Origin of the sequence: Paenibacillus sp. IHB B 3415, from assembly GCF_000802655.2 — a bacterium.
Classification (GTDB): Bacteria; Bacillota; Bacilli; order Paenibacillales; family Paenibacillaceae; genus Paenibacillus_AQ; species Paenibacillus_AQ phytohabitans.
Map to the genome: position 1 here is coordinate 20,256 of NZ_JUEI01000042.1, position 15,483 is coordinate 35,738.

Annotated in this window: 15 protein-coding genes and 1 CRISPR repeat array; of the genes, 14 read left to right on the forward strand and 1 reads right to left on the reverse strand. The window is 53.4% G+C overall.

The window, feature by feature from the left end:
* Positions 1 to 5 precede the first annotated feature (5 nt).
* The 12 genes from QW71_RS18915 to QW71_RS18970 are packed head-to-tail and all read left to right on the forward strand — an operon-like array spanning position 6 to position 12,333.
* Complete coding sequence (locus QW71_RS18915; protein WP_039301938.1) at positions 6 to 782, forward strand: cyclase family protein; 777 nt, start codon at positions 6 to 8, stop codon at positions 780 to 782.
* Positions 783 to 821: 39 nt separating this feature from the next.
* Positions 822 to 1,130: a TIGR04076 family protein gene (locus QW71_RS18920; RefSeq protein WP_039301940.1), complete on the forward strand. Its 309-nt coding sequence runs from the start codon at positions 822 to 824 to the stop codon at positions 1,128 to 1,130.
* A 16-nt stretch (positions 1,131 to 1,146) separates the two neighbouring features.
* Entirely contained in the window at positions 1,147 to 2,502 is a 1,356-nt protein-coding gene (gene hemW, locus QW71_RS18925) for a radical SAM family heme chaperone HemW (protein ID WP_039301943.1), read from the forward strand.
* A 17-nt stretch (positions 2,503 to 2,519) separates the two neighbouring features.
* Positions 2,520 to 2,837 carry a carboxymuconolactone decarboxylase family protein gene (locus QW71_RS37180; RefSeq protein WP_052770087.1) on the forward strand — a complete coding sequence of 106 codons (318 nt, stop codon included), beginning with the start codon at positions 2,520 to 2,522 and terminating at the stop codon, positions 2,835 to 2,837.
* Positions 2,827 to 4,203: a radical SAM family heme chaperone HemW gene (gene hemW, locus QW71_RS18935; protein WP_039301945.1), complete on the forward strand. Its 1,377-nt coding sequence runs from the start codon at positions 2,827 to 2,829 to the stop codon at positions 4,201 to 4,203. The genes QW71_RS37180 and hemW (QW71_RS18935) overlap by 11 nt, the downstream gene beginning before the upstream one ends.
* Positions 4,203 to 5,642 carry a U32 family peptidase gene (locus tag QW71_RS18940; RefSeq protein WP_039301947.1) on the forward strand — a complete coding sequence of 480 codons (1,440 nt, stop codon included), beginning with the start codon at positions 4,203 to 4,205 and terminating at the stop codon, positions 5,640 to 5,642. The genes hemW (QW71_RS18935) and QW71_RS18940 overlap by 1 nt, the downstream gene beginning before the upstream one ends.
* Positions 5,639 to 6,814 (forward strand): flavodoxin family protein, encoded by a 1,176-nt coding sequence (locus QW71_RS38100; RefSeq protein WP_052770088.1) that lies wholly within the window; start codon positions 5,639 to 5,641, stop codon positions 6,812 to 6,814. Before QW71_RS18940 ends, QW71_RS38100 begins: the two co-directional genes overlap by 4 nt.
* Positions 6,815 to 6,855: 41 nt before the next feature.
* The gene (locus QW71_RS18950) at positions 6,856 to 7,614 is read left to right on the forward strand and encodes an alpha/beta fold hydrolase (RefSeq protein WP_039301950.1); all 759 of its coding nucleotides are present in this window, start codon (positions 6,856 to 6,858) and stop codon (positions 7,612 to 7,614) included.
* Position 7,615: 1 nt separating this feature from the next.
* Positions 7,616 to 8,899 carry a B12-binding domain-containing radical SAM protein gene (locus tag QW71_RS18955; protein WP_039301952.1) on the forward strand — a complete coding sequence of 428 codons (1,284 nt, stop codon included), beginning with the start codon at positions 7,616 to 7,618 and terminating at the stop codon, positions 8,897 to 8,899.
* Between the two features lie 28 nt (positions 8,900 to 8,927).
* Positions 8,928 to 10,211 carry a B12-binding domain-containing radical SAM protein gene (locus QW71_RS18960; RefSeq protein ID WP_039301954.1) on the forward strand — a complete coding sequence of 428 codons (1,284 nt, stop codon included), beginning with the start codon at positions 8,928 to 8,930 and terminating at the stop codon, positions 10,209 to 10,211.
* A 4-nt stretch (positions 10,212 to 10,215) separates the two neighbouring features.
* The gene (locus QW71_RS18965; protein ID WP_039301957.1) at positions 10,216 to 11,514 is read left to right on the forward strand and encodes a coproporphyrinogen-III oxidase family protein; all 1,299 of its coding nucleotides are present in this window, start codon (positions 10,216 to 10,218) and stop codon (positions 11,512 to 11,514) included.
* Between the two features lie 12 nt (positions 11,515 to 11,526).
* On the forward strand, positions 11,527 to 12,333 hold the full coding sequence (locus QW71_RS18970) for a hypothetical protein (protein WP_052770089.1): 807 nt from the start codon (positions 11,527 to 11,529) through the stop codon (positions 12,331 to 12,333).
* Between the two features lie 462 nt (positions 12,334 to 12,795).
* A CRISPR array of direct repeats spans positions 12,796 to 13,764; the repeat unit is 20 nt; unit sequence GTCGCACTCCGTGTGGAGTG.
* Positions 13,765 to 13,906: 142 nt separating this feature from the next.
* Here QW71_RS18970 and QW71_RS18975 read toward each other — a convergent pair.
* A complete protein-coding gene (locus tag QW71_RS18975) occupies positions 13,907 to 14,140 on the reverse strand; it encodes a helix-turn-helix transcriptional regulator (RefSeq protein ID WP_039301959.1) in 234 nt (77 codons plus the stop codon).
* Positions 14,141 to 14,295: 155 nt separating this feature from the next.
* On the opposite strand from QW71_RS18975, the gene QW71_RS18980 reads away from it, so the two are divergent.
* Complete coding sequence (locus QW71_RS18980) at positions 14,296 to 14,547, forward strand: hypothetical protein (protein WP_039301962.1); 252 nt, start codon at positions 14,296 to 14,298, stop codon at positions 14,545 to 14,547.
* 25 nt (positions 14,548 to 14,572) lie between these two features.
* The gene (locus QW71_RS18985) at positions 14,573 to 14,842 is read left to right on the forward strand and encodes a hypothetical protein (RefSeq protein ID WP_152679805.1); all 270 of its coding nucleotides are present in this window, start codon (positions 14,573 to 14,575) and stop codon (positions 14,840 to 14,842) included.
* Positions 14,843 to 15,483 lie beyond the last annotated feature (641 nt).

Consider the following 15,483-nt stretch of genomic DNA (forward strand, 5'->3'; position numbering starts at 1 on the left):
AGGGTATGACATATCAATTCATTGATTTAAGTGTGCATATGGAGCAGAATCCGGGCGAGCTGGCTCCATATAATTTTGAGCAGACCGGCCACAAGGAAGGGGCAGACCGCTTCGCTCGCCAGTTCGACGGGAGCAGAAAGGACTTTCCGGGTGAAGAGTTCCTGAACATGGAGATGATCACCGCCTCCACGCACACTGGTACACACTTCGATGCGCCCCTGCATTTCGGCTCGATGAGCGAGGGCAAGCCGGCGGCGTCCATTGATCAGGTGCCGCTTCAGTGGTGCTACTGCGATGGCGTGGTGCTGGATGTCACGCATATACAAGCGGGCGAATCTATTGAGCAGACGGATATTGTACAGGCGCTTGAGCGGATCGGATACAAGCTAAAGCCGCTGGATATTGTGCTGATCCGTACAGGTGCGGACCAGCATTGGGGTACCCCCCGGTATCTTCTGGATTATCCGGGCATGAGCAGGGAGGCCACGAAGTATCTGACCGATCAAGGCATCAAGGTGATGGGCATTGACAGCTACGGGTTCGACCGTCCGTTCAAGAATATGATCGGCGATTATAAGCGAACCGGCGACAATGCTTATCTGTTTCCGGCCCATTTCTGGGGAAGGGAGCAGACCTATTGCCACATGGAGCGTCTTGCGAATCTGGAGCAGATTCCGGTTCCGTATGGATTCAAGGTGGCTTGTTTTCCCATCAAGATCAGAGAGGCCGGGGCGGCCTGGGTACGGGCAGTGGCAATTGTTGAGGAGCATACGACAGGTTAAGTGAAACCAATCACAATATTCGATGAGGAGGCATTAAGAATGAACTATGAATTTGAATTGAAGGTAACGGGTGTTAAGGGGCATTGCCGGGCAGGGCATAAAGAGGGGGATATTATGAAGGTCTCCCCACTGAACGCAGGCAATCTGTGCGGAACGGCGTTCCATGCGGTCTTCCCTATGCTGCTGGCACTGAACATGGATGCGAAGCTGCCGTGGGACCCTGAGGGCAATATCGTGCACTCGGCTTGTCCGGATATGCGCAACCAGATGACCATGGAAATCCGCCGCATCCTGGTGGAGCCGTCCGAAGATTCCCCATATGCGGGCCGGATGCTGCAATCCAAATGAAGGGGGACCGCTCCATATGAGCAGAGCGAAGCAATATGTTGAATTGTTCAAGGAGAGAGACTCGATATGCGTCTCTCATTATCCTGTGCCTGTCTCTCAGCACGAAGAGTCTGAGGTCTGGTCACTGATGGAGCTTGAGCAGGCGAATACCAAAGATACGCCGACGGCCTTATATCTGCACATTCCCTTTTGTGATGCCACCTGCTCGTTCTGCCCGTTCAACCGTTATCTGAAGCGGCAGGATCAGGTGGATGATTATCTGGCAGCTGTCCGGAAGGAGATCGACAGGTATGCGGGTACGGCTTTTGGCAGCAGTATTACGGTATCCTCCATTAATCTCGGCGGCGGGACCCCTTCCTGCCTGTCTTCGGAAGAGCTGACCGGAATCCTGCAATACATGAAGCAGGCCTTTCACGTTACAGAGGACGCCATGATCTTCATCGAAGGCAACCCGCGGAATTTCACGGCAGACAAGCTGGAAGCCTTATCCTTGCAGGGGTTGAACCGGATCAGCGTAGGGGTGCAGACCTTTCAGGAGGAGCTTGCCGAGCTGCTGGGGCTGTACCATAGTGTCGATGATTCCTTTGAGCTGGTGAAGAATGCACGCAGCTGCGGAATCGGCAATATCGGGATTGATCTGATGTACAATCTGCCGGGTCAGACGCTGGATCAATGGCGGGCGGATATCCTTACCTCCATTGATCAGGAGATTGACCATATCTGTGTGATTTCGTTCTGTGTGGTGCCGCATACCCAGATTGCCTCGCGTATAGCTGACGGAAGGATTCCGGGGATCGGGGATGTCTATAGGGAGATCGAGCTGTATACCATCGCTAAGGAGATGCTGCTTGAGGCGGGATATGTCCAGTACAGCGTGATTGATTTCGCCAAGCCGGGCAAGACGGACCGGCACGCTACCCTGTACTTCTCGGAGCAGGCGCATATGATCGGGATCGGTGCGGCAGCCTTCGGAATCATCAACGGCTATATGTATATCAACAGCGGAAATCTCAATGAATATATGACCCGTGTACAGGACGGTCTGCTCCCGGTCAATTGCGGGGAGAAGGCCGATGGGCTGGAGCTGGCGCACGGGGCAATGGCCAAAGGCCTGCGTATGCTGTCGGTTAACCGTGCCGACTTCGTAAGGATGTTCGGGCAGGAGCCGGAGCAGCTGTTCCCGGATACGATTCACCGTCTGGTTCAGGACGGGCTGCTTATTCAGGATGCCGAAGGAATTAGGTTGACCGAAGATGGGATTATATGGGGCAACAATGTCAGCAAGCAATTTTTCTCCTCGAAGTACGCGGACTACGGTCTAAAGCACCGGATGAAGCTGGCCAAAGGGCGTCCGGTGCATTCGGTAAAATGATAAGGAGGGTATAGCTAATGAGCGATATGTTGATGAGAGTTAATCCGCAGGTGGGTGCCGCTTTTGAAAGCATGTGTAAGTCCATTGAGGACACGGGGACGCTTGAGCCCAAGGTGCGGGAATTGATCCGTTTGGCTTGTGTAGTGACGGACCGTTCTCCCTACGGCATCCGGCTGCATGCGCTGAAGGCTTACGAGCTGGGAGCGACTGCTGAGGAAGTGACGGAGACGGTGATGAATTGTCTGCCTGTGGCGGGCATTGAGGCTGTATCCTCCGGTCTGGCTGCGGCAATGACGGCGCTGGAATCGAAGCGGGGTGTCCACCATGGCAGTTAAGACGTCCTATGAGCCATTCTACAACGTGTATCCCCATAGAGACCCGATCTGTGTGTCCCACTATCCCAATCCGGTGACTGAGGTTCCCCCGGCTGACATTTACGGACGGATGGGCCTTGGCGGCCCGCCTCCGGCGGATAATGTGGGTGCAGTCTATGTGCATGTTCCGTTCTGCGCCTCGGTCTGCATCTTCTGTCCCTTCAATAAGATGGCTTATCAGGAAAAGCAGGTGGAGCAGTACATGGAGGCCGTCAAGGCCGAAATCGGCATCTACGCCTCTTCACCGTATGGCTCGCAGTCCACGATCAGCGCAGTGACCTTCGGGGGCGGTACGCCGTCGGCTCTGTCTGCTGAGAGAATGGTAGAGATGCTGAAGAGTGTCCAGGCGAATTACCGGGTGACGCCGGATGCGCAAATCTCATTTGAAGGTAGCCCGGCGACCTTGACGCTGGAGAAAATGCAGGCCATCCGCGCCCAGGGAGCGAACCGGATCAGCATTGGGGTGCAGACCTTCAACGACAAGATGGGGCACCATCTGCGGATGAGCCATGATTCCCGGCGGGCCTTCGAGGTGCTGAAGGAAGCGAAGGAAGCGGGCTTTGACAATATCGGTATTGATCTCATGTACAATCTGCCTGAGCAGAGTATGGAGGAATGGCTTGAGGATGTAAGAACGGCCGTGCGGCTGGGAATTGACCATATCACGGTATTCTCTCTGTGTGTAGTGCCGTTTACTGCCCTGTTCAAAATGATCAAGGAAGGCAAGATTCCGCCTACCGGTGATGTCACTCTGGAAGTGGATATGTATCTGGAGGCCAAGCGGCTGCTGCAGGAAGAGGGCTATGTCCAGTACAGCGTATGGGATTTCGCCAAGCCGGGGTTCGAGGACCGGCATGTCCTGCTGTACTATACCCAGCAGAAGGATCTGTTCGCGCACGGCCCGGCAGCCTTCGGTTATGTCAACAAGCTGATGTACATCAACCAGGGGGACATTCAGGAGTACAGCGACCGGCTTCAGCGGCAGTTCCTGTCCGTCTTCATCGCCAGTCAGGCGGATGATCTGGAAGCGATGCATGGAATGATGGCCAAGGGCCTGCGCATGCTGGCGGTGAAGCGGGACGATTTTACCGGAATGTTCGGCTATCAGCCGGAGGAGATCTTCGGTCCAACCATCGACGATCTGGTATCCAGAGGCCTGCTTGAAACGGATGAGCATGAGATCCGCCTGTCCGCCAAAGGCATTGTCTGGGGCAACAATGTATGTAAGGAGTTCTTCTCGGAGGCGAACCAGCAGACATTCGAGAGCCGTGTGAAGCTGGCACGCGGACAAAAGCCGGCCGGGGTTGCCGGGGAGGGGCTGAAGTGATGAAGCTGTCTGTCGGCACCAATTTTGATGACCGGTTGCCCCTGCTGCTGCAGGATTCGCATGTTGATGTATTCTATGGCAAATTATCCTCTGATCTGGTGGGTGGAGGAAGACCGACCTTTGCCCTGCCAACTATAGACCGGACAAGGGTTGAGGAGCATGTGAAGCTCCTTCACGCCTACGGGTTCAAGTTCAACTATCTGCTGAATGCCACTTGTCTGGATAACCTGGAGACGACCAAGGACTTCCATTACCGTCTGCGCGAGCTGCTGGAATGGATCGGCACCCTGCAGCCGGAATACGTGACGGTGTCCCTCCCCATGCTGATTGATATGGTTCGTACAGCCTTGCCCGATGTCAAAATCAGCCTGTCTACCTTTGCCAACGTCAACACGCTGAGACAGGCACTGTACTTTGAAGAAAAAGGCGTCAGCGAGATTACTCTGCCCGAGAGCCGGAACCGTGATTTTGCTTTCCTGGAAAGTCTGCGCAAGAGTACCCGTGTAGATTATCAGCTGATTGCGACCAATGACTGCCTGCTGGATTGCCCGATGCGCCACAATCATGCGAACTTTCAGAGCCATGCCTCGCAGTGCAATCATGTGACTGACGGTTTTGCGCTGGATTATTATATGCTGCGCTGTACGGAGCGCAAGCTCCAGCATCCCGAGGAGCTGCTGAAGTCGCAATGGATTCGCCCGGAAGATATGCATATCTACGAGGAGCTGGGCTATCACAAATTCAAGCTGACCGAGCGGATGAAGACTACGGAGAAGATTGCGGCAACGGCCGAGTCCTACTCCCGGCGCAAGTATGAGGGCAACCTGCTTAGTCTGCTGAATTCGCGGATGGCGGAGGCCGACTTCGAAATGCCCAACTTCTCGAAGAATATCAAGGAGGAGTTCGCGCCGTCCGAGAAAATGCGGCAGGTCTACAGCCTGCTGTTCAGCTTCCAGGCAAGCATCGACAATGAGAGCCTGGAAGGCTTCCTGGAGGGCTTCCGTTCCAAGCGCTGCGACCGGATGGATTGCGACAAGTGCGGGTATTGTGCCGAATGGGCCAGCCGTACCGTTAAGGTGGCGAAGCCGGGTGAGGCTACCCTAGCGGAGTTCGAGCAGCTGTTTCAGGCGCTGGCTTCAGGCACCTTCTTCGATTCTGGTGCAGCAGCAGCGGTAACCTGGACGGCGGAGAGCCAGAGCCTCTATGAAGGGATTGTGGGGCGTAAGCCCGAGTTCATCCGCGATATGGCAAGCACCGAGATTCGGAAGAAAGCCGAGGAGCTTGCCGCAGCACGCGGAACAGGCCAGGTCTCCAGATATGATGTAGCCAAAGCCAATGTCCTGTGTACCCCGGCAGACTTCCGGATGTTCGCGCTTAGCGATCTGCGGGCGCTTGGGTTCGATACGGCTGAGCTGGATGCGGAGGAGGCCGTGGGATGAAAAAAATGATCGGGCTCGCCGGGTCCATGAAGAAGAAACACAGCTCCAGCGAATACCTGCTGTCCGTCGCGCTGGAAGCGGCGGAGGAGCAGGGGGTACAGACGGAGCTGCTGCGGCTGAATGATTACAACATTCTTCCCTGCGAAGGCTGCGGCAATTGCATGAACGGCAAACCCTGCCACCTGCTGAGGGACCCGGAGGATCAACTGACGGAGCTGTACGACAAGCTGAAGGAGGCGGACGGCTTCATCTTCGCCTCCCCGGTCTATGCCCTCTCGCTTCCGGCCGTCTGGAAGAACTGGATCGACCGCTGTGAGCCATGCTCCCCCGAGGATCTGGACTTCGAATACTACAATTATGACCGGGTTGCCGGGGTGAAGGGCAAAGCGTTCAAGGGCAAGGTCGCCGGGCAGATTGTCGTCGCAGCGGGTCCGGGGCATGAATGGGCGCTGGCCTCTCTGATGCCTTGCTTCACGGCGATTAAGCTGTCGATGATCGCCAGCGCAGGCATCAGCCTGATTGAATATGACGGCCAGCCGGGCATCCGTAAGCGTTCCTGGAGCAAACCGATTGAAGAGGCGGAATCGGCCAAAATGATGGCCCGGGCCGTCGGGCTGCGGGTGGCCTCAAGCCTGGGATTCTCCTACTTCGACCTTCCCGGGCAGTCGGGGGCAGGGCAAGGGCAGGGAAGCGGGGGGCAGGACCCTATGGAGCAGAGTCAGGAACACGGGATGCAGGCTGATCCTTGGTCTGCCTTCACTGTGCAGAACGTCAAGGATGAAGAGATCACACTCGGTGAGCTGGCAGCGGAGCGGCCGCGCATCTTCGTCATCGGCGACCAGCAGGCCAGCGTCCGCTGCGGGCCGCTGCTGGAGCAGCTGGAGCAGCAGTTCGGCGGCAAGGCTGCCTGTGCGCTGATTGCGAGAGTGGGGCAGCTGCCGCACTTCATTACCCATGAATTTGTGAAGGAGAAGACCGGGCAGATGGTTCCCGGCTTCGAGCTATATTATGACTGGGAGGATAAGCTCGCCTCGCGCTGCAGTCTGGCACCCGGTCAGCCGGCCATTCTGGTGGGCCGTAGCCTGGAGGAGTGGCGGCTGTTTGCAGTAGATGAAGCGGAAGGCCGGGAAATTGGCCGGGTGGTAGACTATCTGGATGAAGCTGTTGTATGAGCCGTCAGGACGGGGAAGCTCTAAGGGAGGAGAGAAAGTAAATGTTGAAGACTAAGGGCGTACCTTTATTTCACAGCTGCCAGGGCACCGGGGAGGCGATTCTCTGTCTGCACGGCAACCGGGACTCTTCGCTCGTATTCCGGGAATTGGCCCAGTCGCTGCAGACCTCTTATCAGGTGTTGTGCGCTGATTTGCGCGGACACGGCCAGTCAGAGTACTCCGGTCCCCCCTTCACCCTTGAGGATATGGTTGATGATCTTCTCAGGCTGCTGGACGAGCAGGGGCTGAAGCGGGTCTCGATCGTTGGACATTCCCTGGGAAGCACGCTGGCGCTGCTACTGTCTGCACGTGAGCCGGGCAGGGTGAAGAAGCTGGTCCTTATGGGGGCAGCCGCCACCTTTCAGGTTCCGTTCAAGCGGCCAAGCCACGGTGAAGAGATCACGCCGGATACCGTAAGGCAGACGAATACGGCGGCGGTTCCGTATTTTTTCACAGAGGGTCATGAAGAGGTGCAGCACCGGATTCTGGAAGGCTGGTCCAGGCTGCCTGCCGCAACCCACCGTCTGATGATTCAGATTCAGCATCCCGATCTCCGGTCTATTCTTCAGAATATCCGGCAGAGGACGCTGATTATAACCGGCCAGGAGGACCGGATCACTCCGCTGCACAAGGCGCTGGAGCTGAACCGCTACTTGCCGGATTCCCGGATGATGGCGGTTCCGGGTTCGGGACACTTTATGTTTCTTGAGGAGAATGATGCCGTAGCGGATGCAATGCTCACTTTCCTCAGGGAGGAATAGTATGGGCAGAGTGCTGCTGATATCGGCGAATACGGAAAAGCGGCCGCCTGTGTTCCCGCTGGGTCTCAGCTATATTCATGCCAGTCTGGCCGCTTCCGGCTGGGAAGCCGGGATGCTGGACATGACCCAGCTGGACTATACCCGGGAGGCTGTCACCTCCTACCTTGATTCCTATGCACCGGACTACATCGGTGTGTCGATCCGTAATCTGGATAATTGCTGTATGCAGTACCCCCGGAGCTTCGTGGAGCAGGTCTGCGCTCTGGTGGACTGGGTCCGGCAATGGAGCGGCACGGCCGGGGTCATTCTGGGGGGAGCGGGCTTCTCGCTTCTTCCCAGGCAGTGGCTGCAGGAGACGGGGGCCGATTATGGGATTGTGGGAGATGGCTGTGACAGTATGGTTGAACTCCTATCGCAGCTGGAGAAGGGGGAGGAGCCGTCCGCAGTAAGCGGACTGATGTTCTGCACAAAGAGCGGGGAATGGAAATACTGGCCGCCGGAGGCACCTGAACAGCTGGACCACCCTTATTTCCCGAGCCGCAGCGGGTTCCTGCACAGCTATGATGCGGAGCGGAAGGTGCGCCATAATGTATTGACCAAGAGAGGCTGTGCACTGAGCTGCACCTATTGTGCTTATCCGTCGCTGGAGGGCAGGGCGGTCCGCCTGCGGTCGCCGAAGGGGGTAGTGGATGAGATTGAACAGATGGTGCGGCAGCATGACATCGGATCGTTCGATTTCGTGGACAGTGTGTTCAACTTCCCGTTGGAGCATGCCGAGGACATCTGCCGGGAGCTGATCGGGCGTGCGGTTCCTGTGTCCTGGGGCTGCTTCCTGAATCCGAGGTTCTTCACCGCAGAATTCGCCGGGCTGCTTAAGCAGTCGGGGTGTACGGAAGTGGAATTTGGCATTGATTCAGGCAGCGATATCTGCCTGCGGTCGTTCAAGAAGAACTTCCGGCAGGGCGAGATCCGGGCGGTGGTGCAGCTCTGTCAGGCCCAGGCCCTGGACTTCAGCTTCTGTCTGCTCATTGGCGGGCCGGAGGAAACGCCCGAGACTTTGCTGGAGACGCTGGATCTGATGGAGGAATTGAAGGTTCAGCGCATCTTCGGTTTGTTTGGCATCCGCATCCTACCGTCTACAGATATGTACAGCTACGTCGGTTCCCCGGAGCCGGATGATCTGCTCCATCCGAAGTTCTTCATGTCCCCCCAGCTAAATCTGGAGCAGGCGAATAGCATATGCCGTCCGTACCGGGAGCGGAACCCGGATTGGATGTTTATTTAATTTCACGAAAACAGGGTGGAGCGTAATCATGAGAATACTGGTAGTGTCTACGAATACCCTGAAGAAGCCGATGCCGGTCCTTCCCATTGGGGCGGGTATGGTCTATTCGGCCCTGACGGCTGCCGGATTCGAGACCCACTTTCTGGATTTGGCATTTGTGGCTGAGCCGCTTGAAGCGCTCCGGGATGAGCTGCGGGTGTTTGGACCGGAGCTGATCTGCCTGTCGGTGCGCAACATCGACAACCAGGTTATTCAGCAGCCGGAGAGCTATTTGCCGTTCATACAAGAGGTAATGAAGGTATGCCGTACATGCAGCTCAGCCAAGGTTCTGCTTGGAGGGGCCGCGATGCTGGTAATGCCGGAGGAACTGGTAGAAGAGCTGGGGGCGGATTACGGGATTAAGGGAAGCGGTGAGACGGAGGCTGTCCGGCTGGCCCATGATATTGAACGGGGGCAGGCTGCAGGCAGAGAAAAGGTACTTACTGCGGTTCCCGCTTATCATCCGGTGTACAGCCGCATTCCCGCCAAGACGCTGTTCTCCCCGCAATATTTTATCCCGAACCCCCGCATCAAAAAGGCCTCCATGGGCTATCAGGCATCCAGAGGTTGCAGCAGGCACTGTATCTATTGCTCAGAGGGCTACAAGAATTCCGGCGGCTGCCGGATTCCTGCGGAACAATTCATGGAAGACATGAAAATCCTGCAGGAAGACTATCAAGTGAACAGTATTACTTTTGTAGACGGCGTCTTCAATCATGATGTGGATGATACGATGGAGTTCTGCGGGCTGATTGGCCGCACAAGCGCTTCACTGGAATGGAGCTGTGCCCTGACCCCGGCCAATATTACAGAGGAACTGGTTAGCTTGCTGAAGAGAACCGGTTGCCGGTTTGTGGATATCGGGGCGGATTCGGGTTCAGAGCGAATGCTCCGGCGGATGGGCAAGCAATTCCACCCGGAGCAGCTGCTGGAGCTGGGACGCCTCCTGGAGCAATATCAAATCCCATATTCGGTATCGCTGCTGTTCGGCGGACCGGGAGAGCATGAAGAAACCATGGCAGAGACCGTACAACTGGTCAACAAAATGAATCCCGTCTATATCCTGGCCAGTCAGGGTATCCGTATCTATCCTCATACGGCCCTGTACCATATCGCCCTTCAGGAGCAAGTTATCCATAAGAATGATAACTTGCTGGTTCCCGCGTTCTATCAGTCCAAGGACTACAGTGATGCCCTTCTCACCAAGGCCTTGGCAGCATCGCGTCACATCTATAAGGATATGCTTATGAATTCAATTGGAGGAAGGACTTGATCGAATGAACAAGCCTGTTTACCCGTTCCGGGAGATAGGGATCGGCCACTATCCCATGGGCAATTCTCCGGTTACCCCGGAGGACAGCAAACGTCTGCCGTCCATGATGAACTTGAATCATGCCGCTGCAAGCTCTAAACTTGTATATGTACATATTCCATTCTGTGACTCCATCTGCCCGTTCTGCCCGTATCCCAAGGCGTTCAATGAGCAGGGAGCCCGACAGGAATATTTGGCAGCACTGTTTCGTGAACTGGAGATGTACGGCTTCACTCCGCAGGTCCGCAGCTCCTCGGTGGAGGCGCTCTACATTGGCGGCGGTACGCCCAGCGTTCTTAATGAGGAAGAGATTACGGCTCTGTTCGAGCAGTTACAGTCCACACTTCCGATGCACAGTATCGAAGAGATCACGTTTGAGGGGAATCCCGCCTCATTTACCGCTGCCAAGCTGAAGTTGCTCTATGCACTTGGCGTCAACCGAATCAGTCTGGGAGTTCAGACCTTCAATGATGAGCTCGGGAGACGCCTCGGGCTGCTTCAGACCAGCGAGGATTCACTGCGGACCATTCAGCAATCCCAAGAGGCCGGAATCTCCAACGTCAGCCTGGACCTGATGTACAATCTGCCGGGGCAGACGATGAAGGAATGGCTGGAGGATCTGGCGAAGGTAGTGGAGCTTGGAATCGGTCATGTTACATTATTCCCGCTTAAGCTCATTCCCGGTTTCGGACTCTTCAAACGAATTGCCAGCGGCGAGCTTCCACCCTGCGGGGATCTTGGGCTGGAGCAGCAGATGTATGTTGAGGCTTGCCATTATCTGGAGTCACAGGGCTATTCGATTGAATCTACCTATGACTTTGTACGGCCGGGAGGACATCATATCTACAGCCGCAAGCATTTTGACGATCATCTGGACCTGTTATCTGTCGGGTTGGGGGCATTTGGCGATGTGGGTGGTTACGCCTACCAGAATGTGAAGCTTCTCCCTGAGTATGTGAAAAAAGTTACATCCGGCGACCTGCCGGTTGCCTTAGGCTACGAGGTGAAGGCAGACGATCTGCCCAACCAGTTCCTGGCGATGGGCCTGCGCCGCACGGCTATCGACCGCCAGCTCTTCCGCCGCAAATTCGGCATCTTCCCGGAGGAAATGTTCCCGGACCTGTTCGATAAGTTTGTTAAGGCAGGTCTGGTAGAGATCCGTGAGGATATCATTGCTCTGACACGGTTTGAGGGATTGTTCTGGGGCAACAATGTATGTAAGGAGTTTTGCGAGGAACATATCAAAATTGCTTTTCCAAAATGATGGAGGGGTACTATGAACAGCAAAGTGACCAAGAACGTCTTCTATGAAGAGCTTCAGGAGGCCGGGCAATTCAAGCAGCTTGAGCAGCGGTTGCTCGGCGAGTCGAATCTGCCCGGTCCGCGGGCAAATCTGGGGGCGGCGTCCACGTTCGCGGATGCCTTCGGGTCGGATTGGGTAACTGGCGAAGCCTGGGAGCTGCTTCTGGAATGGAGCAGCAGAGCGGAAGCGGATGCGCCTACGGATGATCCCCGTGAGTTTTTGCCTTTCTGTGCGCTGCAGGCGATGGGAACCTATTACCGCTATGCGGAGCCTTCCCGGCAGCAGATCATCCTGGAGCGTTGTCAAGCAGCCATGAATGATTCCCGCTGGCGGATGCGTGAAGCGGCAGCGATGGCGCTGCAGCGAGTCGGGGAACAGGACTTTGGAGTGCTTCGAAGCTTGTTCGATGCGATGATGGGCAAGGCCAGTGCGCTGGAGAAGCGGGCTTTCGTAGCGACGCTGGCCCACCCGCCTATGCTGAAGGATGCTGCCAATGTCTTGTATGCTCTAGAGCTGTCGGAGCACATCCTGGATGAGATTGCTGAGGGGAAGACCCGCTATGGTACGGAAGATTTCCGCGTCCTGTCCAAAGGTCTGGAGTATGCACTCAGTGTATTCGTAGAGCGTGCCCCTGAGGCAGGCTTCCGGATGCTGGCCAAATTCGCTGTGACCGAAGATAAACGGATGCAAAAAATCGTGAAATCCAACCTCGGCAAAGCCAGACTGGCCAAAAAATACAGCCAGGATGTGGAGCGTATCCAGCTGCTGATGAATGCCTGAGGACGCTGATCATAAGCCGAGGCCCCACAAACAGCCGGACCGTACGCGATGCGCGGGTTGGGCTGTTTGTGGTTCTGAATTCAATGAGATATTCGCTCTGAGTCCACCGGAAAGTGGGCCGAAGGAAAAAATGAGAGCATTAGGGCCCTTGATTTCTCGTGTCTAACCTGAAAGTAGAATAGAGCAAATGTAAGGTTGTCTGAAAAACTATCCAGGCTTCATAACTAGCTCCGGTCGTTTGCAGATTAAAAGCAATAGAGTAAGATAGGCTCTGAGAGCTGGTGCGAATGCCAAGCTCTCACGAAATCCCCGGGTCCTTCGCACCTCAGAATTTGTCGAAACCATAAGGAATAGACAGTGTTTATATAAAGTCAACAATTGATTGATATCCTTTCTAGTATTATATTAGCGGAAGAGTAGGGAATTAATATGGAAAAGGCATAGGTTATGCTGATTTCCGCTGTCGCACTCCGTGTGGAGTGCGTGGATTGAAATTACTTCATCCGGCTCTAAGCTGGGCATCACGGCGGGCGTCGCACTCCGTGTGGAGTGCGTGGATTGAAATTCCAGACCGCCTACAACGTTTTTAAAGATCGGTGTCGTCGCACTCCGTGTGGAGTGCGTGGATTGAAATTACAACAATATGTTATGGTCAGAGAGCGCTGGGAGTCGCACTCCGTGTGGAGTGCGTGGATTGAAATCCATTCCAGATACTTGGCTGCGTACACTTGATTTGTCGCACTCCGTGTGGAGTGCGTGGATTGAAATTATGAAGACATGTCGTTTTTGCAAGGGTAGAGGAGTCGCACTCCGTGTGGAGTGCGTGGATTGAAATTGCTGTATCATCAATCAATGCTCCTCCTTTGGTGTCGCACTCCGTGTGGAGTGCGTGGATTGAAATAGTTCAGTTCTATTCAGTTCAGAGGGAATTGTCGGGGTCGCACTCCGTGTGGAGTGTGTGGATTGAAATGATCCGGATTACAATACGCCAATACCCGGCGATCCTGTCGCACTCCGTGTGGAGTGTGTGGATTGAAATCACGAAAGAGGGCGGGGACGCCTGGAGACGGGATAGTCGCACTCCGTGTGGAGTGTGTGGATTGAAATCTTTAATCCCTGAGTGGGCGCTGTCCGCCTGTGAGTCGCACTCCGTGTGGAGTGTGTGGATTGAAATCATGTAGCTTCCCGGCAGATTAGTTGTGCTGCCAGGTCGCACTCCGTGTGGAGTGTGTGGATTGAAATTTGGTCACTGTCCGTTATGGGTGGAGGTGTTGGCTGTCGCACTCCGTGTGGAGTGTGTGGATTGAAATCTCTTGCAGCTGCTCATACCGCTTTGGAGGTATTGTCGCACTCCGTGTGGAGTGCGTGGATTGAAATATCGGAACCAAAAAGGACAACTCGTAATCAGAATGTCGCACTCCGTGTGGGGAGCGTGGATTGGAATTCATCGAAAAGGCGTTTTGCTGGAATTTGATCATGTTGCACACCGTATTTTATTGACAATGCAAGCAAAACAAAAGCACTGAACTTCCGCATAATCAGCAGAAATTCAGTGCTTTTTCATAATCCTAGACTATTCTTTACGGCGTATTTCAAATAAATCGTTAGGGGTAACTTCAAAGTAGAGGCATAACTTCATAATTAACTCCGCTGAAATTTTCTTCTTTTCCATATTCGTGTTGTGCATTAATTCCATAATTGTTGTTCTGCGGTGCCCGATCTCTTTGGACAGTTTTAATACAGATATATCATGTGCCTTCAATATTGTGTCCAGTTTGCAGTAGAGAGTATAGTCTTTAAATTCCATATGGCTCCTCCAAAATCGAAATTAGTTGCACTTTTAAAGTGCATATTGTATATTGTTGATATAGGAGTTGAACTTTAAACGTGCAATTCATATGTGAGAATTTTAGTGGTACGCTTTGCAAATATCCTTGAGAGCAATCAAACGGAGGAAGCTATATGTCCAAACGCCGCCCTCGCAAACTTAATACCCAAGCTATTGTGGAGATCATTAAAAAGAATTTGGCCTGGCCGGAATTAATAGGATTACCAGATGCCATACATTACTATCATCTCACTGATGCACTTGGACGTAAATGGCAAACCATTGGTTGTCATGTTACGGATGCAATTAAAGTTTTTAAAATGGGGGAATATCCGCCTTGGACCTTAATAATCGAAAGAGCATCAATTTATAAATGTCATTGTTAACGTAAATTATTATAGCATTTTCACAGTGTTATATGATCTGAAAAATGATTATCTACTAAATGATCCAGTACCCATTTCAGACTTTGAGGCTATGTATAAAATAAACCCTATTGAAGCCTTATCCCGATTTTATCTGGAGAATGTAGATACGTTGGATTATTGGGAGTGGATACAAGCTGGAGGTTCCGCTGAGCTGGCCGTTAATTTTAGAAAAGCAAATCCTACTCTAACGTTAATTGAAGCTATCGAAAAGGCAGAGCGAATGCAAGGTATTACATATTACATAGGTGCTTGAATGAAAGGTTCAACATACCGGAATAATTCTCATCATAAAAAGATTATAGTAAAGCGATCAAGCTACAACTTGGTCGTTTTTGTTTGGCTAAATGTTGGTTCTTAGTAGTAACCGTAACTAATATAGTTTTTGATATTGGACTTGCTGCGGTTGGAACTGCTCTTTGGCTGAGTTTCAAAATGGATTAACCACATATCAGAAATGGGCTGTTATTATTTAAGAAAATTGCGAACCATAAGTACACATGAATTCCTTGGGAGGTTCGCACCACTTATGTAAAAAGGGAAAGTGTAAGATATGGAGAATATATCTAATAAGAAACCACCTTAATTGTAACGGTTCGCACTTTTGATAGTGTGGCCCCGTATGCTGCAAGGGATTTTTGCTATACTGTCGCTCCCCGTGCGGGAGTGTGGATTGAAACCTACATAAGGTTCATCTTTATGCCAAGAATGAAAGTCGCTCCCCGTGCGGGAGTGTGGATTGAAACATTACCCGATAAAAGGTGGTATGAAGCAGGTAGATGTCGCTCCCCGTGCGGGAGTGTGGATTGAAACGATAATACTGCTCTGTAATAAGATTCTGCTTTTCGTCGCTCCCCGTGCGGGAGTGTGGATTGAAACTAGCCAATACAGGAGCAA

Excerpts from the sequence above, each read along its gene's own strand:
- QW71_RS18915 (WP_039301938.1), top strand. The coding sequence starts at position 6 with ATGACATATCAATTCATTGATTTAAGTGTGCATATGGAGCAGAATCCG.
- QW71_RS37180 (WP_052770087.1), top strand. The coding sequence starts at position 2,520 with ATGAGCGATATGTTGATGAGAGTTAATCCGCAGGTGGGTGCCGCTTTT.
- QW71_RS18950 (WP_039301950.1), top strand. The coding sequence starts at position 6,856 with ATGTTGAAGACTAAGGGCGTACCTTTATTTCACAGCTGCCAGGGCACC.
- QW71_RS18955 (WP_039301952.1), top strand. The coding sequence starts at position 7,616 with ATGGGCAGAGTGCTGCTGATATCGGCGAATACGGAAAAGCGGCCGCCT.
- QW71_RS18980 (WP_039301962.1), top strand. The coding sequence starts at position 14,296 with ATGTCCAAACGCCGCCCTCGCAAACTTAATACCCAAGCTATTGTGGAG.
- QW71_RS18970 (WP_052770089.1), top strand. The coding sequence starts at position 11,527 with ATGAACAGCAAAGTGACCAAGAACGTCTTCTATGAAGAGCTTCAGGAG.
- QW71_RS18975 (WP_039301959.1), bottom strand. The coding sequence starts at position 14,140 with ATGGAATTTAAAGACTATACTCTCTACTGCAAACTGGACACAATATTG.
- hemW (WP_039301943.1), top strand. The coding sequence starts at position 1,147 with ATGAGCAGAGCGAAGCAATATGTTGAATTGTTCAAGGAGAGAGACTCG.
- QW71_RS18965 (WP_039301957.1), top strand. The coding sequence starts at position 10,216 with ATGAACAAGCCTGTTTACCCGTTCCGGGAGATAGGGATCGGCCACTAT.
- QW71_RS18920 (WP_039301940.1), top strand. The coding sequence starts at position 822 with ATGAACTATGAATTTGAATTGAAGGTAACGGGTGTTAAGGGGCATTGC.
- QW71_RS18940 (WP_039301947.1), top strand. The coding sequence starts at position 4,203 with ATGAAGCTGTCTGTCGGCACCAATTTTGATGACCGGTTGCCCCTGCTG.
- hemW (WP_039301945.1), top strand. The coding sequence starts at position 2,827 with ATGGCAGTTAAGACGTCCTATGAGCCATTCTACAACGTGTATCCCCAT.
- QW71_RS38100 (WP_052770088.1), top strand. The coding sequence starts at position 5,639 with ATGAAAAAAATGATCGGGCTCGCCGGGTCCATGAAGAAGAAACACAGC.
- QW71_RS18960 (WP_039301954.1), top strand. The coding sequence starts at position 8,928 with ATGAGAATACTGGTAGTGTCTACGAATACCCTGAAGAAGCCGATGCCG.